General features: G+C 61.2%; 23 protein-coding genes and 3 pseudogenes. 23 read left to right on the top strand and 3 right to left on the bottom strand.

Features of this window, described 5'->3' with window-relative positions:
• The first annotated feature begins 234 nt into the window (after window positions 1-234).
• The 7 genes from HHJ18_RS16370 to HHJ18_RS16340 all read left to right on the top strand — a co-directional run bounded on the left by HHJ18_RS16370 (window position 235) and on the right by HHJ18_RS16340 (window position 7,927).
• A complete protein-coding gene (locus HHJ18_RS16370) occupies window positions 235-798 on the top strand; it encodes a DUF1439 domain-containing protein (RefSeq protein ID WP_296916910.1) in 564 nt (187 codons plus the stop codon).
• Window positions 799-939: 141 nt separating this feature from the next.
• Window positions 940-1,728 (top strand): transglutaminase family protein, encoded by a 789-nt coding sequence (locus HHJ18_RS16365; RefSeq protein ID WP_296916909.1) that lies wholly within the window; start codon window positions 940-942, stop codon window positions 1,726-1,728.
• 223 nt (window positions 1,729-1,951) lie between these two features.
• Window positions 1,952-2,797, top strand: a complete 846-nt coding sequence (locus tag HHJ18_RS16360; RefSeq protein ID WP_296917356.1) for an aldo/keto reductase — start codon at window positions 1,952-1,954, stop codon at window positions 2,795-2,797.
• Between the two features lie 191 nt (window positions 2,798-2,988).
• A complete protein-coding gene (locus HHJ18_RS16355; protein ID WP_296916908.1) occupies window positions 2,989-3,762 on the top strand; it encodes a VOC family protein in 774 nt (257 codons plus the stop codon).
• A gap of 381 nt (window positions 3,763-4,143) precedes the next feature.
• Complete coding sequence (locus HHJ18_RS16350) at window positions 4,144-5,385, top strand: ABC transporter substrate-binding protein (protein WP_296916907.1); 1,242 nt, start codon at window positions 4,144-4,146, stop codon at window positions 5,383-5,385.
• Window positions 5,386-5,727: 342 nt separating this feature from the next.
• The gene (locus HHJ18_RS16345; RefSeq protein WP_296916906.1) at window positions 5,728-6,786 is read left to right on the top strand and encodes an NAD(P)-dependent alcohol dehydrogenase; all 1,059 of its coding nucleotides are present in this window, start codon (window positions 5,728-5,730) and stop codon (window positions 6,784-6,786) included.
• 58 nt (window positions 6,787-6,844) lie between these two features.
• Window positions 6,845-7,927, top strand: coding sequence for a pirin family protein (locus HHJ18_RS16340; RefSeq protein WP_296916905.1), 1,083 nt, complete (start codon window positions 6,845-6,847; stop codon window positions 7,925-7,927).
• Window positions 7,928-8,072: 145 nt separating this feature from the next.
• Here the strand turns inward: HHJ18_RS16340 and HHJ18_RS16335 are convergent.
• Window positions 8,073-8,354: pseudogene (locus tag HHJ18_RS16335) on the bottom strand (TetR-like C-terminal domain-containing protein); the annotation flags it as partial.
• Between the two features lie 484 nt (window positions 8,355-8,838).
• Between HHJ18_RS16335 and HHJ18_RS16330 the strand changes: the two are divergent.
• The 13 genes and pseudogenes from HHJ18_RS16330 (at window position 8,839) to HHJ18_RS16270 (ending at window position 17,778) form a co-directional block, all read left to right on the top strand.
• Entirely contained in the window at window positions 8,839-9,345 is a 507-nt protein-coding gene (locus tag HHJ18_RS16330) for a VOC family protein (protein ID WP_296916904.1), read from the top strand.
• Between the two features lie 19 nt (window positions 9,346-9,364).
• The gene (locus HHJ18_RS16325; protein ID WP_296916903.1) at window positions 9,365-9,715 is read left to right on the top strand and encodes a DUF1428 domain-containing protein; all 351 of its coding nucleotides are present in this window, start codon (window positions 9,365-9,367) and stop codon (window positions 9,713-9,715) included.
• 93 nt (window positions 9,716-9,808) lie between these two features.
• Window positions 9,809-10,225 (top strand): VOC family protein, encoded by a 417-nt coding sequence (locus tag HHJ18_RS16320; protein WP_296916902.1) that lies wholly within the window; start codon window positions 9,809-9,811, stop codon window positions 10,223-10,225.
• A 311-nt stretch (window positions 10,226-10,536) separates the two neighbouring features.
• Entirely contained in the window at window positions 10,537-11,016 is a 480-nt protein-coding gene (locus HHJ18_RS16315; RefSeq protein WP_296916901.1) for a dihydrofolate reductase family protein, read from the top strand.
• Between the two features lie 220 nt (window positions 11,017-11,236).
• Window positions 11,237-11,902 (top strand): annotated as a pseudogene (locus HHJ18_RS16310) (DUF899 family protein); the annotation flags it as partial.
• 36 nt (window positions 11,903-11,938) lie between these two features.
• Window positions 11,939-12,310, top strand: coding sequence for a nuclear transport factor 2 family protein (locus tag HHJ18_RS16305; protein WP_296917354.1), 372 nt, complete (start codon window positions 11,939-11,941; stop codon window positions 12,308-12,310).
• Between the two features lie 117 nt (window positions 12,311-12,427).
• Complete coding sequence (locus HHJ18_RS16300; RefSeq protein ID WP_296916900.1) at window positions 12,428-13,150, top strand: DUF899 family protein; 723 nt, start codon at window positions 12,428-12,430, stop codon at window positions 13,148-13,150.
• A 41-nt stretch (window positions 13,151-13,191) separates the two neighbouring features.
• On the top strand, window positions 13,192-13,500 hold the full coding sequence (locus tag HHJ18_RS16295) for an antibiotic biosynthesis monooxygenase (RefSeq protein WP_296916899.1): 309 nt from the start codon (window positions 13,192-13,194) through the stop codon (window positions 13,498-13,500).
• A gap of 43 nt (window positions 13,501-13,543) precedes the next feature.
• A complete protein-coding gene (locus HHJ18_RS16290) occupies window positions 13,544-13,915 on the top strand; it encodes a GFA family protein (RefSeq protein WP_296916898.1) in 372 nt (123 codons plus the stop codon).
• A 41-nt stretch (window positions 13,916-13,956) separates the two neighbouring features.
• Window positions 13,957-14,423, top strand: a pseudogene (locus HHJ18_RS16285) (glyoxalase).
• Between the two features lie 281 nt (window positions 14,424-14,704).
• Entirely contained in the window at window positions 14,705-15,655 is a 951-nt protein-coding gene (locus HHJ18_RS16280) for an ABC transporter ATP-binding protein (RefSeq protein ID WP_296916897.1), read from the top strand.
• The gene (locus HHJ18_RS16275; protein WP_296916896.1) at window positions 15,652-16,413 is read left to right on the top strand and encodes an ABC transporter permease; all 762 of its coding nucleotides are present in this window, start codon (window positions 15,652-15,654) and stop codon (window positions 16,411-16,413) included. The genes HHJ18_RS16280 and HHJ18_RS16275 overlap by 4 nt, the downstream gene beginning before the upstream one ends.
• 249 nt (window positions 16,414-16,662) lie before the next feature.
• On the top strand, window positions 16,663-17,778 hold the full coding sequence (locus HHJ18_RS16270) for an NADH:flavin oxidoreductase/NADH oxidase (protein ID WP_296916895.1): 1,116 nt from the start codon (window positions 16,663-16,665) through the stop codon (window positions 17,776-17,778).
• An 8-nt stretch (window positions 17,779-17,786) separates the two neighbouring features.
• Here the strand turns inward: HHJ18_RS16270 and HHJ18_RS16265 are convergent, their stop codons facing one another.
• A complete protein-coding gene (locus tag HHJ18_RS16265; RefSeq protein WP_296916894.1) occupies window positions 17,787-18,821 on the bottom strand; it encodes a LysR family transcriptional regulator in 1,035 nt (344 codons plus the stop codon).
• 102 nt (window positions 18,822-18,923) lie between these two features.
• Between HHJ18_RS16265 and HHJ18_RS16260 the strand changes: the two genes are divergently transcribed.
• Genes HHJ18_RS16260 through HHJ18_RS16250 form a run of 3 tightly spaced genes read left to right on the top strand, consistent with a single transcriptional unit; the run spans window position 18,924 to window position 21,934 of the window.
• The gene (locus HHJ18_RS16260) at window positions 18,924-20,378 is read left to right on the top strand and encodes a D-aminoacylase (protein ID WP_296916893.1); all 1,455 of its coding nucleotides are present in this window, start codon (window positions 18,924-18,926) and stop codon (window positions 20,376-20,378) included.
• A 26-nt stretch (window positions 20,379-20,404) separates the two neighbouring features.
• A complete protein-coding gene (locus tag HHJ18_RS16255; protein WP_296916892.1) occupies window positions 20,405-21,547 on the top strand; it encodes a DSD1 family PLP-dependent enzyme in 1,143 nt (380 codons plus the stop codon).
• 9 nt (window positions 21,548-21,556) lie between these two features.
• Window positions 21,557-21,934 (top strand): RidA family protein, encoded by a 378-nt coding sequence (locus HHJ18_RS16250; RefSeq protein ID WP_296916891.1) that lies wholly within the window; start codon window positions 21,557-21,559, stop codon window positions 21,932-21,934.
• Window positions 21,935-21,952: 18 nt separating this feature from the next.
• Here the strand turns inward: HHJ18_RS16250 and HHJ18_RS16245 are convergent, their stop codons facing one another.
• A complete protein-coding gene (locus tag HHJ18_RS16245; RefSeq protein ID WP_296916890.1) occupies window positions 21,953-23,068 on the bottom strand; it encodes a DSD1 family PLP-dependent enzyme in 1,116 nt (371 codons plus the stop codon).
• Window positions 23,069-23,091: the final 23 nt, after the last annotated feature.

Raw genomic sequence — 23,091 nt, 5'->3', positions numbered from 1 at the left:
ATAGCCTGCACGGACATGGATGAAGGGCGCCGGGTGCTGCACATAAGCCTGGCCCGTCACTACAGCGCGATGCGGTGCAGTGGCTGAGCAGCCCATATTTTGATCTGAACCCGCTAGCCTGGATAGGTCATCTTGTCGACGATTTATTGCTCTAGTCAATAGATGCGTAGGCAGCGCGCCGCAGCGCCGCCGGGCGCACAATTGAAGATCGAAAAATTGAACGCAAGGACACCCATGAAACGCAGACTTTTGTTGACGCTGCCACTGTGGTTGGGCGGGGCTGCCGCTTCGGCCGCCGCAGGCGCGGGCAGCCAGCCCAGCTACAAGGTGTCGATCGAGCAAATGCAGCAGGCACTGGCGCAGCGTTTTCCGCGGCGCTATCCGCTGGCCGGGCTGCTCGATCTGAACGTGCAGGCGCCGCACCTGCGCTTGCTGCCCGAGCAGAACCGGCTGGGCACCGAGATGGTGGTGCAAGCGGCCGGGCCAGCGCTGCGGCGCAGCTACACCGGCGCCTTCGATCTGGATTTTGCGCTGCGCTACGAAGCCAGCGACCAGTCAATACGCGCGCACCAGTTGCGCGTCAATTCGTTGCGCTTTGCCGACCTGCCGCCGCGCCCGTCCGAACTGCTCGATGCCTACGGGCCGACGCTGGCCGAGCAGACGCTGCAGGAAGTTGTGCTGCACACGCTGCGCCCGCAGGACCTGGCACTGGCCGATGTGATGGGGCTGCAGCCCGGCAGCATCACGGTGACGGCGCGGGGGCTTACGATAGGCTTTGTGGCCAAGCCGCCGCGCTGAAGAGCGCGTCGCAGCGTCACGTCGCGGGCGCGTTCCCAGGCCCACTCGCTGATGGCGCGAACAGCGACTTCCGGCTAAGCTCTGACGACATTTCCATCGGCCATTGCCTGCCTTGCCCGGTCCTTTTTCCATTCTTATTCCATGAAGCTCAAAGCTGCCTGCACCCTCAGCCTGACCGCCGCATCGGACTGCCCGATGATTGCCATGCTGCGCCCGCGCAGCGGCCAGACACAGTGGCTTATCAGCGACCGCTACGAGCTGCAGCCGTGGGTGCCGGTGTCCGAGTTCGTTGACAGCTACGGCAACCTGTGCCAGCGCCTCATCGTGCCGCGAGGCCAGATGCGCATCGCCGTCGAGGTGACGATGGAAGTGGAAACGCAGATTGCCGTGGCGCCGGACGCGCCGCACACGCCGATGACCGCGCTGCCCGACAACGTACTGCATTACCTGCTGCAAAGCCGCTATTGCCCGTCGGACAAGATGCAGGAGCAGGCGCTGTCGCTGGTGGGCGATGCGCGACCGGGCTATGCGCAAGTGGAAAAAATTCGCGCGTGGATCCAGCACAACCTTGAATACAGATACGGCGTCAGCTCGGCCAGCACCGATGCGCTGGAGACCTTGGCGCACGGCGCCGGCGTGTGCCGCGACTTTGCCCATGTCGGCATCGCGTTGTGCCGCGCCCTGCAGATTCCGGCGCGCATGGTGGTGGGCTATCTGTATGGGCTTAAGCCGATGGATTTGCACGCCTGGTTTGAAGCCTTTGTGGGCGGGCGCTGGTACACCTTTGACGCCACGCAGGACTCGCCACGCGGCGGCCGCATCGTGCTGGCCTACGGCCACGACGCGACCGATGTGGCCTTTATTTCGGACTACGGCGCGCAGCCGCTGCAAATGGGCGAGATGCGGGTCGAGGTGACGGCGCTGGATTGACGGCGTTTTCCCATTCGTTTTTAATAGTCTTCACCATTGCCATTGCGCTTTTCCTTTCCGGCCCATTTCGTCCATGCCCATGCCCCTGAAGCACGCCGCACCCGCCAGCCGCCGCCGCGTGCTGAGCCAGTCCGCCAGCGCCATCGCGGCGCTGGCCGCTGCACCGTGGTGGCGCCAAGCGCTGGCGCAAACCGGCACCGCCCAACCCCAACCGGCCACCCCCATGACGCCTACCCTGTCGCCTTCCATCCATACCCGCCCGATTCCCTCCAGCGGCGAAGCGCTGCCCATCATTGGCTGCGGCACCTACATCGGCTTTGATGTGGCGCCCGGCAGCGCCGAATACGCGCAGCTGCCGGGCGTGCTGCAAACGCTGTTCGCTGCTGGCGCCTCGGTGCTCGACAGCTCGCCTATGTATGGCCGCGCCGAAACCACTACCGGCGAACTGCTGGCTGCAGCCGGCAGCCGCGCCAAAGCTTTCATCGCCACCAAGGTCTGGACCAGCGGGCGCGCCGCCGGCGTGGCTCAGCTGGAGCAGTCTTTTGCCCGGCTGCGCAGCCAGCGCATCGACCTGCTGCAGGTGCACAACCTGCTTGACTGGCGCGTCCAGCTGGCAACGCTGCGCGGCTGGAAAGAGGCGGGGCGCGTGCGCTACGTCGGCATCACCCACTACACCGAATCGGCTTATGCCGAAGTCGAAGCGGTGCTGCGCGCCGAGAAGCTGGATTTTCTGCAAATCAACTACGCGCTCGACGACACCGCGGCGGCCGAGCGCCTGCTGCCGCTGGCGCAGCAGCGCGGCGTGGCGGTGCTGATTAATCGCCCCTTTGGTGGCGGCGGACTGCTGCGGCGCCAACGCGGCAAGCCGCTGCCGGCGTGGGCCGCTGAGATCGGCTGCAGCAGCTGGGCGCAAATACTCTTGAAATTTGTGCTTAGCCATCCGGCCGTGACCTGCACCATCCCAGGCACCAGCCGGCCCGAACACATGCTGGACAACCTGGCAGCGGGCCGCGGCACTGTGCCCGACGCGGCGTTCTGGCGTCAGCATGCGGCGTCAGTGCTGGGGTAAGTTGGCAGGTCGCTCGATGTGCAGTTAAATTGCTCCTAAATTAATAGCTGTTTGCGCCCGTAGCTATTGGTCTAGCGCCCGATTTGTCACCTAAATGACAGATGCGATGAGTACCCGGCCCGCTCGCCGCCAGCGCTCTTGACACCGCAAAAATCTCACCGCCATTTTGCAAATCCAAAGGAGTCATTGAAATGTCTGCAACGCCCTCGAAATTTGTCTGGTACGACCTGATGACCAGCGACACCCAGGCCGCTGAGTCTTTCTACCAAAAGGTGATGGGCTGGGAGGCGACGGCTTCCGGCATGCCTGATCGCCCCTACACGCTGTTTTCTGTCGGGCCGACGATGATTGGCGGGCTGATGCCCATTGCGGAAGAGGCGCGTGCCCTGGGCGCGCGGCCGGGCTGGATGGGCTACATCGGCGTGGCCGATGTCGACGCCACGGCAGCGCGCGTCCAGGCCGCTGGCGGCGTGCTGCACCGCCCGCCGGTGGATATTCCGGGCATTGGCCGCTTTTCCGTGGTGGCCGATCCGCATGGTGCCGCCTTTATTCTGTTCAAGGGTGCCAGCGCGCAGCCGCCCGTGCAGGCCGCGCCGGCAACACCCGGCCATATCGGCTGGCATGAATTGCACGCGAACGATGGCGAAAGCGCGTTCGCGTTTTATTCAAGCCTGTTCGGCTGGACCCAAGCCGAGGCCATCGACATGGGCCCCATGGGCACCTACCAGACGTTCGCCGTGGGAGGCGACGCGGTCGGTGGCATGATGACAAAAATGCCCGACCTGCCGCTGGCCATGTGGCTTTATTACTTCAACGTCGACGCCATCGACAACGCCATGGCCCGCGTCACCCAAAACGGCGGAAAAGTTTTGACGGGCCCGCACCAGGTACCGACGGGCCAATGGATTCTGCAATGCCTGGACCCGCAGGGCGCGATGTTTGCCCTGCTCGCTGCCAAGCGCTGACCGGGCAGCCGGCAGCATGCGGGACCGACTCCCTTGAACTGCGGAAAGGGAGACCCGCCACCGAGTCTGACAGTACCCGCCACCATCCACACCAAAACGGGCCAAAGAAGATAGCCGTGCGAATCCAGTCTTACCGGTGTTTTGAAGGCTGCTGCGACCCTTCGCCATGGTGACCGACCGCTTCGGCGTGTCGTGGATGAGCATCGCGGAGCCTGAAGGAAGTTAGCGCACGCCAAGCGCCACACGGCGCGGCTTTGCATGCGGGCTAATCCTGATGGGTGAATCCCCAACATAGGTACAAGTCCCTACGATGGCGGCACTTGTGCCCCTTTAACCTTACCCTTGTTACTTATAGTTTCAGTTGGTCGTTCTGGAGTGAACATGCGCATTGCAAAGTGGATTTTCGTAGCCGGTGCTCTGGCTTGGTTGGGCAGCAGTAGCGCGGCGCTGGCGCAATCGACCGCTGTGGCCAACGGCGTCAATTCCATCGTTCCCATCAATCCGATCCGCGTGGGCCTCATCGTCCCGCTTACCGGCGGTTCGTCGGACATGGGCAACAGTGCGCGCGTCGGCGCACAAATCGCCATCAACGAGATCAATCAGGTGGGAGGCTTTTTGGGCCGGCCGTTTGAGTTGGTCCTGCGCGATGACAAGGCCGATCCTGACACCGGCCTGAAAGCGGCCGAGGAACTGGTGCTTCGCGAAAAGGTCGTTGCCACGGTGGGCTTTTGCAATACCGGCGTGGCCATGAAGGCGCTGGATGTTTTTCAGAAGAACAAAAGCATTCTGTTGGTAAGTTGCGCGACCGGAACCGCCATCACGAACAAATACCCGGCAGCCGAAAGTTTTATCTTCCGCAACTCCGCCCGCGATGCATTGCAGACACAGTTTCTTGTCGATGACATCGTCAAGCGCGGCTACAAGCGCATCGCGCTGCTGGTGGACGGCTCCGGCTATGGCGATGCGGGCCTCAAGGACCTGCAAGCGGCGATCAGCAAGGCCGGGCTGGCAGCGCCAACGGTCGTGCGCTTCAAGATTGGCGTCAAGTCGGTGGACGCGGAACTCAAACAGCTCAAGGAAAGCGGCGCAGACGCGCTGATCGGCTGGACCGTCGGGCCCGAGGAAGGCGTGATTGCAGCAAGCCGCGCCAGCATAGGCTGGAAAGCGCCTTTTTTTGGCCCCTGGGGGCTATCGCATGCGTCGGCTTTTTTGGGATCAGCCGGCACGGTTGAAGGCAGCTTCATGGTGCAGACCGCATTGCCCAACATTTACCTGGAACGTAACCGGGCCTTCATCATGGCCTACGCCAAGCTGTCGCGCGAACAGCCCGTGGGCTCGATGATGTCGGCGGCGCAAACCTACGATGCGATGCATTTGCTGCTGCGCGCCATGTTCAACACCCAGGGCAACTTTTCAGGAGACGCGCTGAAGGCATCGATGGAAAATTTGCCGCGTCCATATTACGGCGTTGTCACGACCTACGACAAACCGTTTAGCGCCGGCGACCACGATGCGATTTCGGCCAACATGCTGTGGCTTGGCACCTGGCGCGATGGTGAGCGCGCTTACGCCTACAAGGAAGATGAAAAGCGTGCCTTTGTGATACGGCGCAAGCAACTGTAAGTGCACGTTGCAGCGGGATGAAACCTGTAAACACCGCCGGCCGCGAGGGCGGCCACTTGCGCTCTCGCGGCAGCAAGCGACGAGATCGAATGTAGCTACTATTTAGATAGCTGATTGCGCCCGTATTCATTGGCCTAGAGGCCGATTTGCATTCGCCTTTCGTCCATAAAGAGATGGCCATGGGCGGCCGATGGCGCGGCCAGCGCCCCGCTTGGCTGGCGAAATCACCACGGACTGGGCAGGGAAACCCATGTCGTTTTACACTCCGATGTTTTCAGCAGGCGGGTGCGCAGCCTGGCTGCAAGCTCCTTCCCACCTTCATACCGCAAAAAAGGAACCGTCATGCTGACATCCCTCGGATACGCCGCGCACGCAGCGCAAACCCCTCTGGCCCCCTACCGCTTTGAGCGGCGCGAGCCCGGTCCGCACGACGTGCAAATCGAAATCCTTTTTTGCGGCGTCTGCCATTCCGACTTGCACACGGTGCGCGACGAATGGCACAACACCGTTTACCCGGTCGTGCCAGGTCACGAAATCATTGGCCGCGTCACCAAAGTCGGCGCGCAGGTCAACAAGTTCAAGGCCGGGCAGATCGCTGGCGTCGGCTGCATGGTCGATTCCTGCCAGGCCTGCGCCAGCTGCGCCCAGGGACTGGAGCAGTACTGCGAGGTCGGCTTCACCGGCACCTACAACGGCGAAGAAAAGGAAACCGGCGGCATGACCTACGGCGGCTACTCCAACAACATCGTGGTCGATGAAAAGTTCGTGCTGCACATTTCGGATCGGCTCGACCCCGCGGCAGCCGCGCCGCTGCTGTGCGCCGGCATCACGACCTACTCGCCGCTGCGCCACTGGAAGGTCGGCAAAGGCCAGAAGGTGGGCATCGTCGGCCTGGGCGGCCTCGGCCACATGGGGGTGAAGATTGCGCACGCGATGGGCGCCCATGTGGTGCTGTTCACCACCTCCCCGGACAAGAAAGACGACGCGCTGCGCCTGGGCGCCGACGAGGTGGTGATTTCCAAAGATGAAGCGCAAATGGCGCAGCAGCAAAACAGCTTTGACTTCATCTTGAACACGGTGGCCGCACCGCACGATCTGGATGCGTTTCTGGTTTTGCTCAAGCGCGAGGGCACCATGACGCTGGTCGGGGCGCCGGCCACGCCGCACCCGTCACCGCAAGTGTTCAACCTGATCTTCAAGCGCCGCCATCTGGCCGGCTCGCTGATTGGCGGAATTCAAGAAACCCAGGAGATGCTGGACTTCTGCGCCGAGCACGGCATCACGTCCGACATCGAGCTGATCAACATCCAGGATGTCAACACGGCCTACGAGCGCATGCTTAAAAGCGATGTGAAGTACCGCTTTGTCATCGACATGGCTTCGCTGAAGACGGGTACTTGATGCAGGCTCATGAAAGCAGGGGCAGCACTCTTACTTTTATTTTTTTGAAGGCACCTTCATGCCCTCCAGCTCCCCAAGCACCATCAGCGACACCAACGCTGCCAGTCCGATCGTCCAGATCAAGCCCCTGGGTTTTCCGTGGGTGACGCTGGACCCGTTTCTGTTCTGCGCTTACCACGACGACGCTTACCCGCGCGGTAACGCGCAAATGGGGCCGGCGGCGTCGCTGGCCGGCCGTGACATCGGCCAGGACTTCGGCCGCCAGGACGGCTGGAGCATGTACCACGGCAGCACGGTGCCGGGTTTTCCGGCGCACCCGCACCGCGGCTTCGAGACGGTGACCATCGTGCGCAAGGGACTGATCGATCATGCCGACTCGCTGGGCGCGCAGGCGCGTTTTGGGTGCGGTGATGTGCAGTGGCTGACGGCCGGGCAAGGCGTGGTGCATTCAGAAATGTTTCCCTTGCTGGACCAAGGCGCGCCCAATCCGCTGGAGCTGTTCCAGATCTGGCTGAACCTGCCGGCGCACAACAAGATGGCGGCGCCGCACTTCACCATGTTCTGGTCGCAAGACATAGCGCGCCCACTGGCGATTGACGCAGCGGGACGCAGCACAGAAATTGCCGTGATCGCCGGCCGGCTTGGCGATGCTTTTGAGCGGGCGGGGCTGGCCGACGCGCTGGCGCCGCCGCCCGACTCCTGGGCCGCGCAGGCCGAAGCCGATGTGGCGATTTGCACTATTCGCATGACACCCGGCGCCAGCTGGACCTTGCCTGCCGCCGCGCAGCAGGGCACGCGGCGCATGCTGTATTTTTTCAAGGGCGGGGCCGTATCGATTGGCGGCCAGTTGGTGAGCGGGCCGGCCGCCATCGAACTGCGCGCTGATACGCCCGCGGCGCTGCTCAATGGCGACACGGTGGCGGAGTTTTTGTTGCTGCAGGGCCGGCCGATTGGCGAGCCGGTGGTGCAATACGGCCCGTTTGTGATGAACACGCAATCCGAGATTGCGCAGACGCTGGCCGACTACCAACGCACCCGCTTCGGCGGCTGGCCCTGGCTAGATGATGCGCCGGTGCACGGGCGGGATCCGGCGCGCTTTGCCCGGCACCCCGATGGGCGCGAAGAGCGGCCCGCAGATTGAGCTTTTCGGGAATTTTCTCCTAAAATCATAGCTAAATGAGGTTGTGTTGTAACGGCTGGCTTTCGATGGGACCAAAAACTGGAGCAGGATATCGGAGTGGGAATGGTGGCAAGGCGGCCCCATTCAACTCCAGCTGCGCAGGCTGCAGCATCGCGAGCCCATGCACGGCCGACCAGGCCGGAAACTCTGCACCGGGCCGGTGTTCGTGCGGCATCACGCCGTCGGCTACCAGCTCGTCGAGCGCAGTACCCAGCAGCTCGATCGGGTTCAGGCCGCTGCGGCCGGCCGTCGGCAGTTCAGACGTCGCCTGAATCAGCTTGTCTGAAGGCCCGAAAGCCGTACGAAAGAGCCCGGTTTCCTGCATCGCAAAACGCAGGTAACGGGTGCCGATCGCGCGCACGCTGGCCCGGGCCATGTCGGCGGACGGTAGATATGCGGCACGAGTGGGCTTAAATAGACGGTGTGCACAAATGCGCTTTATTGCAACGAGCGCGCGACGACTTTTTTAGTTCACTGCCAGATCGCATACCCCAGACCCTGCAGGCCGCATAGCCCATTTGTCACAAGCTTCCAGATCGAGAGGCAGAAATTCATGGCTTTCACTGCAACAGGTCGTGACAAATATTCGGGGATGTTACGGCGACAAAAGACAGCTCATAGACGCTTTTAGATATTCGCGGTTATGTGGTTTACCGGACAGACCGCGTCCCGCTCAATCAGTACGTTGATTAATAAATATTTTCTTGAACTAGCCCGCGCTAGCGATGGGCTCAAGAACACATAGCCCAAAAAAAACTGGAAAAAGTTTGCGCAAGGTGTCGATTGCGTGTCTTCCCAATCGTCGTATCAGTAGATCAAGGAAATCCCAGGCGATCTTTGGTTTTGGCAAATCTTTTACACAAGGAATATGCATGATGACCCTTCAACGAATCACCCCGTGCCTATGGTTTGACAACCAAGCCGAAGAGGCTGCGCGTTTTTACACCGGCATCTTCAAAAATTCCAAGGTCACGCAGATATCTCATTACGGCGGGGCCGGGCAGGAGGTGCATGGACAAAAGCCCGGCAGCGTGATGATCGTGGCGTTTGAGCTGGACGGTCACAGCTTTACCGCACTCAATGGCGGACCCGCCTTTAAGTTCAACGAAGCCGTTTCCTTTCAGGTCCAGTGCGACACGCAGGAAGAAATTGACCATTACTGGGCCCTGCTGTCTGCAGGCGGCGACGTGAAAGCACAGCAATGCGGCTGGTTGAAAGACAAGTACGGCGCGTCATGGCAGATCGTGCCGCGCACCATGGGCGACTTGATGACCAGCGGCGACGCCGCCCGGTCAGATCGCGTCATGGCTGCCATGCTGAAGATGAAAAAGCTGAATCTCGCCGCGCTGAACCAGGCCTTTGCTGGCCAACCTGTCTGAAAACCCAAGGAGAAAACCCATGAGCTACATCGACGGATTTCTGGTTCCCGTGCCAGCAGGCAATAAAGCGGCTTATCGCGCCATGGCAATCAAGTGCGCTGCACTACTCAAAGAATTTGGCGCCACGCGCATCGTGGAAAACTGGGGCGATGCCGTGCCCGACGGCAAGGTCACGGACTTCAAGCGCGCAGTGAAAGCAGAGGCCGGTGAGAACATCGTCTTTTCGTGGATCGAGTGGCCGTCGAAAGCGACGCGCAATGCCGGCAACGAGAAATTCATGAACGACCCGCGCATGAAGGCGCTCGGCGACATGCCGTTTGACGGCAAACGGATGGTCTACGGCGGCTTCGAGACGCTGCTGGATTCGTGAAAAACTGCCGTAAATTCTCATCTCATTCCAGTTCACATTCACATTCACATTCACATTCACATTCACATTCACATTTACCAGTACGGAGTCATCATGAAAGTTCAAGCCTACATAACTTTTGGCGGTCGCTGCGAAGAGGCGCTGGAGTTTTACAAAAAGTCCATCGGTGCTGAAGTCACCAGCCTGATGCGTTGGAAGGAAAGCCCTGATGCGGCCATGAAGCCGCCGCCCGGCTTTGAGGAAAAAATCATGAACGCCGCCTTTCGCATTGGCGAAACCCAGCTGATGGCCGACGACGGCATGGGTTCAAAGCAGACGGAAATCAAGGGGATGTCGCTCGTGATCGAGGTGGCCGACGATGCTGAGGCCAAACGAGTTTTCACGGCGCTCGGCGAAGGCGGAACCGTCACGATGCCTTTGGTAAAGACTTTCTGGACCTCTTCATTCGGCGTGCTGAACGACAAGTTTGGCGTGCCATGGATGGTGAATGTGCAAGACTCAAAAGCGTGAGTCAAAAGCCTGACCGAAGAACGGTCTCAGACAAATTATTTTTTCCGCAAGCTGTCGCTGGTTAACAGTCGACGAAAATTTTTCCAATGGTGTCAATTTCAGAAGCAATGACATGACAACAAGTAAGCTTTCTAATCAAGTCAGCGGCAAGACTATCCGCCCCTCCTGGACTGACGGCCCGACCAAAGGAACGACGCACTTGAGGAGAACATCTTGACCGCTACCTACACCTTTGATGTTTTTTCCAGCTTGACGGCTTTGGCTCCCACAATGGCAATTGGGGCGGCTATTGGGGCAAGCAGGGTCCCGAATTGCTTAACCATCGTCTTGCTCAGTACAGCGCGCATCAGCGAATGGTCTTCGGCGCCAACACGTATAAGGAGTTCGCGCGAATGCTGGCTTCAAGCACTAAGGACTCCGAGGTTTACGACCCATGGGTCACTCGGATGAGGAACTTGCCCGCAACGGTAGTGTCGACAACATTGAAAGACCCCCTTGACTGGCCAAACGCGACTCTTGTGAGCGGTGATGCTATCGAAGTCGTCGCCCAGCTTAAGAAAGCGTCCGAGGTGCCATTGCGCTCCCACGGCAGCTTGTCAATGAATCGGTCTCTGATGGCCGCTGGCCTGGTGGACCGGGTTCAGGTGACGCTATTTCCGGTAATCACCGGCCAGACTGGGCAAAAACCGATCTTTCACGATGCGGCTGACTTTGATCTTGAGCTGATCGAGGGCAGAACACTTGACGGCGGCATCCAAGAACTCATCTACCGGCCCACGCTGCATCGCTAAGACAGGCTACGAACCCGCACTCTAACCAGAAGCCCCAAATGTCGCTATTACTGCGCAGCCTTTGTCTTTGACCCCACGGAAACGACATAGAGGCTGTATCCCGTGGCATGTGACAGTGCCTCAACAGCCAGTAGCCAACAGGGGTTCTTGCCCGGCTCGACATTCAACCGCAACGGAGATAACCATGACTGACGCGAAGAAACTAAAAGCCGCCACCGAGATGGTGAAGGCGAACGATGCTCATGTTCTGAACGAAAGCAGGGCTTACCGACAGGCGCGTGATGCCTTGCTGGCAGAAGAGATTGAGCTCAGGCGCCACATCGTGCGGGTTGCAGAGCAGCGCCGGGCGCTACCACCGGGCGGCGAAGTTACGAAGGACTACCGCTTTGATGGTAAAGACGGCGCTGTCGCTTTTGCCGAACTGTTTGGCGACAAAGACACCCTGGTGATTTACAGCTTCATGTACGGGCCGCAGCGCCAAACAGGATGCCCCATGTGTACGTCGCAGATGAGCGCCTGGGATGGGATTGCGCCGCATGTCAAGCAGCGCGCGGCGTTTGTGATGACGGCCCGCTCACCGATTGAGCGCATCCTGGCTTATGGGAAAGAGCGCGGCTGGGAGAACCTTCGGCTCTATTCCGACCCAATCGGTGACTACACCCGCGACTACGTCAGCGCCGAGGATGCCGACATGCCCGGCTACAACGTTTTTACCCGCAAGGGCGGAGTAATCCGCCACTTCTGGCGCAGCGAAGGGGGACAGGAAACCGCCGACCCCGGCCAGGATTCACACGATGCGCCGGACATGTCAGCGCTGTGGACGATTCTGGACACGACGCCCGAAGGACGCGGAACGGACTGGTATCCAAAGCTGAACGACGGCGATGAGGCGGCACCGCAGTCGGCTGAAAACGAAGTTCGCGTGATTATTGAAAAGTGGGCGCGCGCGGTGAGCGCGGCAGATCGCGCAGCGATCCTCGCGAATCACGCCGATGATCTACTGATGTTCGACTTTCCGGCAACTGTCCAAGGCTTGGAAGCCTATGACAAGACCTGGAATTTCTTTTTTGCCAATCCGCTGGGACCGATCAGCTTTGTACCGCGCGAGGTCGTGGTGACTGCCAGCGATGACGTCGCGTTCGCGTCGTGCATGGTCCAGTGCGAAGGCACCTCCGGCGGCCATGTCGACTTTCGTCTGACCACTGGGCTGCGCAAGACAGGCGGCAAATGGGTCATCGTCCACGAGCACCATTCGGTTCCGACCAAGGAAGAACGGTTCATCGGCGCGAGTTGAAACACCTGCAGGCCACCACGACCCAGCAAACCCCCACAGAGGCAACTGGGCACGCTTTAGGGAAGCAAATGACAGGCGGAAACCCTCAACAGTTGGATCATAGGAAAAGAAAAAGTTATGAACCACAAGATTCTTCACCACCTGACGATTCCGGGCGAGAGCGCCGAGTACCGCGCGGCACGCAACAAACTTCTCGCCGAGGAAATGGCGCTTCGACGACAGATTGAGAGCGTTGCCGCGCTACGCCGGGCGCTGCCTGCGGGTGGCACGGTTGCGCAAGATTATTTGTTTGATGGCAACGATGGGCTACTGAAACTATCGGAATTATTCAAGCCCGGCATGGACACGCTCGCCATCTACAGCTTCATGTACGGGCCAGACGTTAAATTGCCGTGTACCGGCTGCACTCACTTTCTGGATGGACTTGAAGGCATGGTGCAGCACATCACCCAGCGCATTAACCTGGCTGTAGTGGCCAAGTCGCCGCTGCCGCGACTTCTGGCCCTGGCTCGGGCGCGTTGCTGGCGCACCTTGCCCTTGCTGTCCACGCATGGCAACACCTACGACCGTGATTATTTTGGCGATTCAACGGCGCTACCGGCCACCGTGCTGAAGCAGCAAAAATTTAAAGATGGTGAAGAGTGGGACATGCCGATGCTCAATGTGTTCCACCGGCGCGGCAAGGTGATTCGCCATTTCTGGGGCTCCGAACTGCTGTATGTGCCGCCCGAGCCCGGTCAGGAATATCGCCACAACGACGCGCTTGATGCGCTGTGGAACATGCTCGATTTGACGCCGGAAGGACGTGGTGATTTTCAACCGCAGCTGAGTTACAGGTGATGCAGCCAATTCTTTTAACAGCATCAAAACACATGACTTCAATGACCACTTTTGCACTCATCGTCAAACACAAGACGCAGCCCGGCAAACGAAATCATGTCCGCGAGGTGTGGGAAAGGCACATGGCGCCTGCCATTGCGGCCAATCCTGGCCATGCTGCTTACTTCTATTGCTTTGACAACGCTGATCCGGATTCAATCTGCGCATTTCAGCAGTACACCAGCGATGAAGCGTCACAGGCATTCTTGAAGACGGAAAGCTATATCGCCCACCTGAAAGATGTCGAGCCGCTTCTGTCTGGCCCGCCGCAAGTCACCACGCTGACTCCGGTATGGTGGAAAAGTCGATAGCACTTTACTTTTACGTGCATTTCCAACCCATCAAGGACACATCATGATTTCAGGAAGCTGCCATTGCGGGCAAGTTGCTTTTCGTATAGATGGCGAGATTCCGGCGCAACTGACTCGCTGCACCTGCTCGTTCTGCGCCAAGCGCGGCCTGCTGCATGCCTACTACCCGCCTGAACAATTTCATATCACAGAATCGGGCGACAGCGATGCGATCTACCGCTGGCAAACCAAACTTGTCGCTCACCATTTCTGCGCCGCCTGCGGATGTGGCACCTTCAGCGACAGCCCGGCGTTTAAACCGGATGGCAGCTGGGACAAGACAACCCGCCGCATCAGCGTCAACGCGCGGTTGTTCGACAACTTCGACGCAGACCTGGCACCCGTCGAGGTGATTGACGGAAAAAATCTCTGGTAGCCGGGGGCTATGTATTTTTACCCTCGCGAAAGGAAGTCAGCATGTTTAAATTTGCGAAAAACATCCAGGCAACCGTTATTTCATGCCCGCGTTACCGCGACGCTCGAGTGACGATTGAATGGTTGTGCAACACTTCGGCTTCGAAAAGCATCTGGTCGTGCCGAATGTAGACGGCAAGATTGCCCTTGCGCAACTCAGTTTCGGCAACGGCATGATCATGCTGGGATCGGCGCAAAAAAACGAAACCGAATTTGGCCGTCTGATGACGCAGACCGATGAAATTGGCGGCGGCCAAACTCAATCGTCGTATATGGTCGTGACCGATGCCGATGCCGATGCCGATGCCGATGCCGATGCCGATGCGGTTTACGCCTGCGCGAAGACTTCCGGAGCCAAAATTGCCGTCGAAATCAAGGACGAGGATTACGGCGGCCGGGGTTTCAGCTGCCTCGACCTGGAAGGCCACTTTTGGAACTTCGGCACTTACGACCGCTGGCAGAGCCGGTGATAGCGTGCATCGCCGTCACGCTTGAAAAAAATCCGCTGATCCTTCAGCACTCCGGCAGATTAAAGTGGCGGCGAATCGCTTCATTTCTTTTCGCTTCTTCGTTCTCAGAATAAACCCGGCTCTTCATCCAGGCCGTAGCCGGTTCGTGACTCGATTGAATCGGGCGTTAAGCTTCACCTTGCCAGATAACACCAGCAACGTCATCCAGGTTGCTCCTGTTCTAATAGCTGCTTGCGCCCGATAAGCCTGGGATGCAGGCATTTTTAACCTTGGAAATCGCTTTGCCAGCCATCATCTCCATCCGCCAGCTCAGCAAAATCTACGCTTCCGGTTTCCACGCGCTCAAATCAGTTGACCTGGACATTGAGCGGGGCGAAATTTTTGCGCTGCTTGGCCCCAATGGCGCTGGCAAGACCACGCTGATCAACATCGTTTGCGGCATCGTCAGGCTCAGTTCGGGCCGCGTGCTGGCCGACGGCCATGACATCGTGAGCGACTACCGCGCGGCGCGCGGCAAGATCGGGCTGGTACCGCAGGAGCTGTCGACCGACGCCTTTGAAACAGTGTGGTCCACCGTAAGCTTCAGCCGGGGCTTGTTTGGCAAACCGCCAGACGACGCGTACATCGAAAAAGTGCTGCGTGAGCTGTCGCTGTGGGACAAGAAAGACAATATGATCATGACCCTCTCGGGCGGCATGAAGCGCCGGGTGCTGATTGCCAAGGCCTTGTCGCACGAGCCGCAAATCCTGTTTCTTGACGAGCCCACGGCCGGGGTGGATGTGGAGCTGCGCCAAGGCATGTGGCAGATGGTGCGCCGGCTGCGCGACAGCGGCGTCACCATCATATTGACCACCCACTACATTGAGGAAGCCGAAGAAATGGCCGACCGCATAGGCGTCATCAGCAAGGGCGAATTGATTGTGGTGGAAGACAAGGCGGTGCTGATGCGCAAGCTCGGCAAGAAGCAGCTGACCCTGAGCCTGCGCGCGCCGCTGCTGCGCATTCCCGATGCCCTGGCCGGGTTGCCGCTGGAGCTGACCGAGGGCGGCCATGCCCTGCTTTATACCTTTGACACACAGCAGGATGAAACCGGTATTGCGGACCTGCTTAAGCGCCTGGCCGGGCTGGGAATTGAGTTCAAGGACCTGCATTCCAGCGAGAGTTCGCTGGAAGATATTTTTGTCAGCCTGGTCCATGCCGGCAAGCCGACGCACGCCAGGGTGAGCGCATGAACTGGCACGCCGTCCGCGCGATCTTTCGCTTTGAAATGGCGCGCACCTTTCGCACGCTGACCCAATCGATCGCCTCGCCGGTGCTTTCGACCTCGCTGTATTTCGTCGTCTTCGGCGCGGCCATCGGCTCGCGCATGGGCGACATCGACGGCATCAGCTACGGTGCGTTCATTATTCCCGGTCTTATCATGCTGGCGCTGCTGAACGAAAGCATCTCGAACGCCGCGTTCGGCATCTACATGCCGAAATGGTCGGGCTCGGTCTACGAACTGCTGTCGGCGCCCGTGTCGTTTGTAGAGGTGGTGATGGGCTACGTCGGTGCCGCCGCCGCCAAGTCCGTGCTGCTGGGCTTGCTGATTCTGGCGACAGCCCGCATTTTTGTACCGTATGAAATCGCCCATCCGCTTTGGATGTTGTGTTTTCTGCTGCTGACCGCGCTGACCTTCAGCCTGTTTGGTTTCATCATCGGGCTGTGGGCGGACGATTTCCAGAAACTGCAGGTGATTCCACTGATGGTGGTGACGCCTCTGACCTTTCTGGGCGGCGCTTTTTACTCCATCAATATGCTGCCGCCGCTGTGGCAGAAGATCACCTTGTTCAATCCCGTGGTGTACCTGATCAGCGGGTTCCGCTGGAGCTTCTACGGTGTGGCCGACGTCAATGTCGGCATCAGCGTGGCAGCGATCCTGGGCTTTTTGGCCCTGTGCCTGGGCTCCGTGTGGTGGATCTTCCGTACCGGATGGAAGCTGAAGGCCTGAGCTGGCAGGGCGCCCTGGCTCAATACGCTGATTGCTATGTTTTTAATAGCTACTTGCGCCCGTACTGCATGGGCTAGACACCATTTTTATATTAAAAACGGGCTTGTGGGTCAGCGCCGGCGCCCAGCAATGTTGGCTTGATCAGGGCATCATGCGCAGAACGGCACTGCGCCGCCTTCGCAAATCATCAGCGCCCAAATGGCACCAAACGCCCCCGTCAATCCTCATCGCTTCAACAGGACAACTTCCATGAGCCAGCTTTTTTCGCCATTTTCCCTGGGGCCTTTGGCCTTGAAGAACCGCATCGTGGTGGCACCGATGTGCCAGTATTCCGCCGAACAGGGCGATGCGACCGACTGGCACCTGATGCACCTCGGGCAGCTGGCGCTGTCGGGCGCCGCCTTGCTGATCATCGAAGCCACGGCGGTGTCGCCCGAGGGCCGCATCTCGCCGGCCGATCTGGGGCTTTGGTCAGATCGCAACGAAGAGGCCCTGGGCAAGGTGTTGAGGGCCATCCGCAAGTATTCGGCCATGCCTATCGCCATCCAGCTGGCCCATGCGGGGCGCAAGGGCTCCAGCCATGTGCCCTGGGAGGGTGGCCAGTTGATTCCGCCAACGCAGGGCGGCTGGCGCCCGCTAGCGCCCTCGGCGGTGGCCTACAGCCCGGACGAACCGGCCCCAGAGGCGCTTGACGCCGCCGGCCTGCAGCGCGTGCTGCAGGACTTTGTGGCGGCGGCGCAGCGCGCGCACCGCCTGGGCATCGCCGCCATCGAGTTGCACGCGGCGCACGGCTACCTGCTGCATCAGTTTTTGTCGCCGCTGTCGAATTCCCGCAGCGATGAATTTGGCGGCTCGCTGGAGAACCGCATGCGTTTTCCGCTGGCGGTTTTTGACGCGGTGCGCGCCGCCGTGCCCGACAGCATGCCGGTGGGCGTGCGCATTTCCGGCACCGACTGGGTGGCGGGCGGCTGGGACCTGGCGCAAAGCGTGGTTTTTGGCCAGGTCTTGCGCGCGCGCGGTTGCGCCTTTGTGCACCTGACCAGCGGCGGCCTGTCGCCGCTGCAGCAGATCCCGGTCGGCCACAACTTTCAGGTGCCGTTTGCGCAGACCATGCGGCAAGAAACCGGTCTGCCGACCATTGCGGTGGGGCTGATAACCGAAGCCGAGCAGGCCGAGGCCATCATCGCGGAGGGCCAGGCCGACCTGGTCGCCATGGCGCGCGGCCTGCTGTTTGACCCGCGCTGGCCCTGGCATGCGGCTGCCAAACTGGGCGCGCAGGTCGAGGCACCGCCGCAGTACTGGCGCTCGCAGCCGCGCGGCATGAGCGGTCTGTTTGGCGACGCCGCAAAAATCGGCATGCGCTGAACCGGACTTCACGGGCGCTTCGCCTTTGCAACAGCCAGCTGCCCTCGCTCAACCAGTGGCCGCTGCGCGGGCCGCAGGGCGACAGCTTCACCATCGCGCCCACGATCGGCGCTTCCAGCGGCGACCTTGCGCCAGGGTGGCAAGGGCTGGAAACGCGCCTGCAAAAAGGCCAGGAACAGTTTTACCCGCGCTGATACGCCATGGCGCTGCGGCAGCAGGGCAACGATGTCGGCATCCGGCAAGCGCCAGTCGGCAAGCAGCCGCACCAGTCGGCCCGAGGCGAGGCTCCCGGCCACATCCCATTCCGAACGCATGATGACGCCCTTGCCTTGAAGCGCCCACGCGCGCGCCACCTCACCGTCATTGCTGCTCATGTCGGGCGTGATGCGGACCGCGACTTCGGTGCGGCCTTTGCGAAAACGCCAGAGTGAGACATCCTCCTCGTTTTCACGCAGCACGATGCAATGGTGGCTGGCCAGTTCTTCCGGCCGGCGCGGCGCACCAGACTGGCCAGCCAAGTCAGCCAAGTAAGCGGGCGATGCGCACACAAGGCGGGCGTTGGGCGCGATCGGGTAGGCAATCATGCTTGAATCGGGCAGATCACCGATGTGCACGATCATGTCGAAGCGATCCGCATCCGCCGCAGGCAGCACATCGCTGAGCGTCAGCGACGCCACGAGTTTCGGATGCTGCGTATGAAAATCAGCTAAGGCGGCAGCAAGATGCTGCCGCCCGAAACCGAGCGGGCCGCGCACATGCAACGTACCCGCCACCTGACCGGAACGGGCTCGCAGGCTGTCGATCAGCGCATCGAGTTCCGCCAGCAGGCTGCGGGCCTTGGTATAGAACAGCTCCCCCTCATCAGTGAGGCTGAAGCGCCGGGTGCTACGGTGGATCAGGTGAACACCGAGCCGCTGCTCGAGTTGCCGCAGCCGTTGCGAAACGGCCGAGGCGGTCACATCGATGCGCCGTGCCGCCTCGGCCAAGGTGCCGCTTTCCGCCAGCGTGACAAAAAACCGCAAATCGGTGGTGTCGTTCGACATTCGTAAGAATTTTTCAGGATAAGTGTTAATAAGGTTCAATAATTTTACGCAATAGTGCTACTAAACTGCAGCTTCCACAACCAAGCACCAAGGCTGGAAACCATGAGCGAGCATTACGATGTACTGATACGCAACGCCTCCATCGTGGATGGCACCGGGGCTTCCCGTTTCAACGCTGATGTGGGCATCCGGGGCGACCGCATTGCCCGCATTGGCGATCTGCGCGATGCCAGCGCAGGCGTCGACATCGACGCGGCCGGCATGGTGCTGGCGCCCGGCTTCATTGATGCCCACACCCATGACGACCGCCTCATGCTTTCGGGCGGCGACATGGCGCCCAAGGTCAGCCAGGGCATCACCACGGTGATAGGCGGCAACTGCGGCGTGTCGCTGGCGCCCATGCCGCGGCCCATCCCCAACCCGGTGACGCCACCACTCAACCTGCTGGACGGAACCGGCGAATGGTTCCGGTACCGCGATTTCGCCAGCTACCTCGACGCCTTGCGCGCCAGGCCGGCCGCCACCAACTGCGCCATGCTGGTAGGCCACACCACGCTGCGCGTGGCCACCATGGATGACCTGACGCAAGCGGCCAGCGCCGACGAGATTGCCGCCATGCGCGCACTGGTCGAGGAGGCGATGCAAGCCGGCGCCATCGGCGTGTCCACCGGACTGTTTTATGAGCCTTCCATTGCGGCCCCTACCGAGGAAGTGATTGCCATCTGCGAGCCGCTACGGGCGCATGGCGGCGTGTACTGCACTCACATGCGCAATGAAGGCGACGACGTCATCAAGTCGCTCACCGAAACCTTCCGCATCGGCCGCGAGGTCGATGTGCCGGTCGTCATCTCCCACCACAAGGTGGTGGGCGTGAAGAATTATGGCCGCTCCACCGAGACGCTCAAATTCATTGCCGAGCACATGGCGCTTCAGCCGATTTGCCTGGACTGCTACCCCTATCCGGCCTCGTCCACCATCCTTTCGGCGCACCGCGCGATCAATGCCACCCGCGTAACCGTGACCTGGTCCAAGTTCATGCCCGAATACGCCGGCCGGGATCTGGCCGACATCATGGCCGAACTCGGCGGCACGATGGAGGAAGTGGTGGACCGGCTGGCGCCCGCCGGCGCGATCTATTACATGATGGACGATGCCGATGTGCAGCGCATCCTCAAGTTCGACCAGACCATGATCGGCTCGGACGGCCTGCCGCATGACGAGGCGCCGCACCCCCGGCTCTGGGGCAGCTTCCCGCGGGTGCTTGGCCACTACGGCCGCACGCTCGGCCTGTTCACGCTGGAAACGGCCATCCACAAGATGACCGGCCTGACGGCGAAAAACTTCGGCCTGGCGGATCGCGGCCTGGTGCAGGAAGGCGCTTTTGCCGACCTCACGCTGCTCAACCCCGAGACGGTAAACGAAGGCGCGACCTTCAAGAAACCGATTGCGCCGGCCATCGGCATCGACACGGTGCTGGTCAACGGCCAGGTGGTTTGGCGCCATGGCAATCCCAGCGGCGCCAGGCCCGGCCGGGTGCTGCGGCGCGAGCGTGTATGAACTCCTCCGGAAACGAGACGCCCTCCATGAACACTTCTGATTTTGATGCTGTTGAAACCCCGGCGCTGCTGCTGGACACGGCCCGCATGGACCGCAACATCGAACGCATGCGTGCGCGCATAAGCCGGCATGGCGTTTGCTTCCGCCCGCACGTCAAGACCAACAAATGCATGGAAGTCACGCAGCGTCTGCTCGATGCCGGTGCCCGGGGTATCACGGTGTCCACGCTGCGCGAAGCCGAGTATTTCAGCGCGCAGGGCATCCACGACATCCTGTATGCGGTCTGCCTTTCGCCAAACAAACTGGCCCATGCGCTGCGCCTGCGTCAGTCGGGCGTGAAACTCTCGGTCATCATCGACAACGTCGAGATGGCGCGCCAGCTCAATCCGCAAGGCTTGACCGGCGACGCGCGCCTGGAAGTACTGATTGAAATCGATTCCGATGGCCATCGCTCGGGCGTGCAGCCCGGCTCGGCAGAGCTGCTGGCGATTGCCCAAGCCCTGCAATCGCAGGGCCTGGAAGTCGCAGGCGTGATGACCCATGCGGGCGACTCGTACAACTGCCGGTCGCTGGACGGCATCCGTGCCCTGGCCGAACAGGAACGTGCCGCGGCCGTGCTGGCGGCAGACCGCCTGCGTGCGGCCGGCTATGGCTGCCAGGTGGTCAGCGTCGGCTCGACACCGACGGCGCTGTTTGCCGAGAATCTGGCGGGCGTTACCGAAGTGCGCGCCGGCGTGTTTGTGTTTTTCGACCTGGTGATGGCCGGCCTGGGGGTGTGCAGCATCGATGACATTGCGGTTTCGGTGCTGGCGACCGTCATCGGGCACCAGCAGGAAAAAGGCTGGACCCTGATTGACGCCGGCTGGATGGCGATGTCGCGCGACCGGGGTACATCGAAGCAGGCGCTGGACCAGGTTTACGGCGTGGTCTGCAGCGCGGACGGCCTGCCGCTGCAAGACCTGCTCATGGTCGATGCCAACCAGGAGCACGGCATCATTGCCCGGCGGCCCGGCAGCAGCGCCGGCGCGCCGCCCTTCCTGCCGATTGGCAGCCAGGTCCGCATCCTGCCCAACCATGCCTGCGCGACGGCGGCCCAGTTCCCCTGTTACCAGACGCTGGACGGCGGGCAGCAGCTCCTAGCGACCTGGCAACGTTTTTACGGCTGGTAGGAGGCTGCGATGAAGTTCATTTCCTCAGCCCAGGCGCCTGCGCCGGGCGGTCATTATTCACAGGCGGTCGAGGCCGGCGGACTGGTGTTTGTCTCGGGCATGCTGCCGGCCGGCAACAACCAGCCGCCGCTGCCGTTCGAGGCCCAGGTGCACTCGGTACTTGACCATTGCAGCGCCGTGCTGGCGGCGGCTGGCTGCGGCTTGCACGATGTGGTGCAGACCACCGTCTATCTTGCGGGCGTGCAACACTGGCCTGCCTTCAACCAGCTGTATGCCGAGCGCTTTGGCAGCCACCGCCCGGCGCGGGCGGTGGTGCCGGTGCCGGCCCTCCACCATGGTTTTCTGGTTGAGATCCAGCTGGTGGCCGAGCGGCCCGGCCCGGGCTAACCCTGCGCGTTTCAGGTTTCAGAGCAGCGCGCCGCGCGCCGCTATCGGCCAGAGCGCCTCGACCCGGTCGCCGCGCAGGCACACCAACTCGTCGTACAGGTTGACCGTAGGGTCGCAATGGCCGGGCACCAGCAACAGGGCGTCGCCCAGAGAAAGAGCAGCGGCATCGGGCGTCATGATCACGCCATGCTCGTCGGCGGCCTTTGCATAGCGCAACTCGGGCCGCTTCCACACGGTGGGCAGGCCGGAGTCCACGCTGGAGGCTTTCAGGCCGGCATCCACCACGGCGCGCTCGGCAGTGGACCGGCTCATCACGGTAGTCCTGACAAACAGCGCATGCTCAAAAACAATGTCGCCGTCGCCGTGCTGGTTGTCGCCATAATCCCGGTCCATAAACACATAAGAGCCGGCCTGCAGTTCGTTGTAAACGCCCGAGTCCCGTTCATGCCAGAACGTGCCGGTGCCCGCGCCGGTGATGCGCTCGACCGCGATGGCGCAGCCTTCAATGGCTTCCCGGCTCAGCCGCACCTGCTCGACGGCATTCCCAATGGCGAGCGCACGCTCTTGCGGCGTGCGCAGGTGCTGCGCCGGGCCGTGGTAGCACTGCAGACCGGCAAAGCGCAATGGCGGCGACGCAGCCACCTGGCGGGCCAGTTGCGCGGCCTCGGCGCCCGGCGCAACGCCGCAGCGCTGCGCGCCCACGTCCACTTCGACATACACATCGAGCGTGACGCTGTGCGCCCGGGCGGCCGCAGCCAGTGCCTGCACTTGCAAGGGGTGGTCAACCAGCACGCCCATGCGCGCTCGGCGCGCCAGTTCCATCAGGCGGCGCAGCTTGGTGGCGCCCATCACCTGGTTGGTGACCAGCACATCGCCAACGCCCGCCGCCACAAACACCGCCGCTTCGCTCACCTTCTGGCAGCAGATGCCGACAGCGCCCAGGGCGATCTGCCGCAGCGCTATCTCGGGGGTCTTGTGGCATTTGGCATGCGGTCGCAGGCGCACCTGGCGGCCCTTGAGGCTGTCGGCCATGCGCTGCAGGTTGCGTTCAAACGCATCGAGGTCAAGCACCAGCGCGGGCGTGTCCACCGCCTCGAGCCGGTCGCCGGGTTCTGCGGCCTTCCACGGGCTCATGGGTGCTGGTGCTGTTTCATTTG

Origin of the sequence: Polaromonas sp., assembly GCF_012927455.1 — a bacterium.
GTDB lineage: Bacteria > Pseudomonadota > Gammaproteobacteria > Burkholderiales > Burkholderiaceae_C > Polaromonas.
The sequence above is the reverse complement of the archived record's forward strand: the minus strand, read 5'-3'. Positions and strand labels throughout refer to the sequence as shown.

What these genes read in the sequence shown, in the direction of transcription:
- HHJ18_RS16370 (WP_296916910.1), top strand. Translation starts at nt 235, where the DNA reads ATGAAACGCAGACTTTTGTTGACGCTGCCACTGTGGTTGGGCGGGGCT.
- HHJ18_RS16365 (WP_296916909.1), top strand. Translation starts at nt 940, where the DNA reads ATGAAGCTCAAAGCTGCCTGCACCCTCAGCCTGACCGCCGCATCGGAC.
- HHJ18_RS16360 (WP_296917356.1), top strand. Translation starts at nt 1,952, where the DNA reads ATGACGCCTACCCTGTCGCCTTCCATCCATACCCGCCCGATTCCCTCC.
- HHJ18_RS16355 (WP_296916908.1), top strand. Translation starts at nt 2,989, where the DNA reads ATGTCTGCAACGCCCTCGAAATTTGTCTGGTACGACCTGATGACCAGC.
- HHJ18_RS16350 (WP_296916907.1), top strand. Translation starts at nt 4,144, where the DNA reads ATGCGCATTGCAAAGTGGATTTTCGTAGCCGGTGCTCTGGCTTGGTTG.
- HHJ18_RS16345 (WP_296916906.1), top strand. Translation starts at nt 5,728, where the DNA reads ATGCTGACATCCCTCGGATACGCCGCGCACGCAGCGCAAACCCCTCTG.
- HHJ18_RS16340 (WP_296916905.1), top strand. Translation starts at nt 6,845, where the DNA reads ATGCCCTCCAGCTCCCCAAGCACCATCAGCGACACCAACGCTGCCAGT.
- HHJ18_RS16330 (WP_296916904.1), top strand. Translation starts at nt 8,839, where the DNA reads ATGATGACCCTTCAACGAATCACCCCGTGCCTATGGTTTGACAACCAA.
- HHJ18_RS16325 (WP_296916903.1), top strand. Translation starts at nt 9,365, where the DNA reads ATGAGCTACATCGACGGATTTCTGGTTCCCGTGCCAGCAGGCAATAAA.
- HHJ18_RS16320 (WP_296916902.1), top strand. Translation starts at nt 9,809, where the DNA reads ATGAAAGTTCAAGCCTACATAACTTTTGGCGGTCGCTGCGAAGAGGCG.
- HHJ18_RS16300 (WP_296916900.1), top strand. Translation starts at nt 12,428, where the DNA reads ATGAACCACAAGATTCTTCACCACCTGACGATTCCGGGCGAGAGCGCC.
- HHJ18_RS16295 (WP_296916899.1), top strand. Translation starts at nt 13,192, where the DNA reads ATGACCACTTTTGCACTCATCGTCAAACACAAGACGCAGCCCGGCAAA.
- HHJ18_RS16290 (WP_296916898.1), top strand. Translation starts at nt 13,544, where the DNA reads ATGATTTCAGGAAGCTGCCATTGCGGGCAAGTTGCTTTTCGTATAGAT.
- HHJ18_RS16275 (WP_296916896.1), top strand. Translation starts at nt 15,652, where the DNA reads ATGAACTGGCACGCCGTCCGCGCGATCTTTCGCTTTGAAATGGCGCGC.
- HHJ18_RS16270 (WP_296916895.1), top strand. Translation starts at nt 16,663, where the DNA reads ATGAGCCAGCTTTTTTCGCCATTTTCCCTGGGGCCTTTGGCCTTGAAG.
- HHJ18_RS16265 (WP_296916894.1), bottom strand. Translation starts at nt 18,821, where the DNA reads ATGTCGAACGACACCACCGATTTGCGGTTTTTTGTCACGCTGGCGGAA.
- HHJ18_RS16260 (WP_296916893.1), top strand. Translation starts at nt 18,924, where the DNA reads ATGAGCGAGCATTACGATGTACTGATACGCAACGCCTCCATCGTGGAT.
- HHJ18_RS16255 (WP_296916892.1), top strand. Translation starts at nt 20,405, where the DNA reads ATGAACACTTCTGATTTTGATGCTGTTGAAACCCCGGCGCTGCTGCTG.
- HHJ18_RS16250 (WP_296916891.1), top strand. Translation starts at nt 21,557, where the DNA reads ATGAAGTTCATTTCCTCAGCCCAGGCGCCTGCGCCGGGCGGTCATTAT.
- HHJ18_RS16245 (WP_296916890.1), bottom strand. Translation starts at nt 23,068, where the DNA reads ATGAGCCCGTGGAAGGCCGCAGAACCCGGCGACCGGCTCGAGGCGGTG.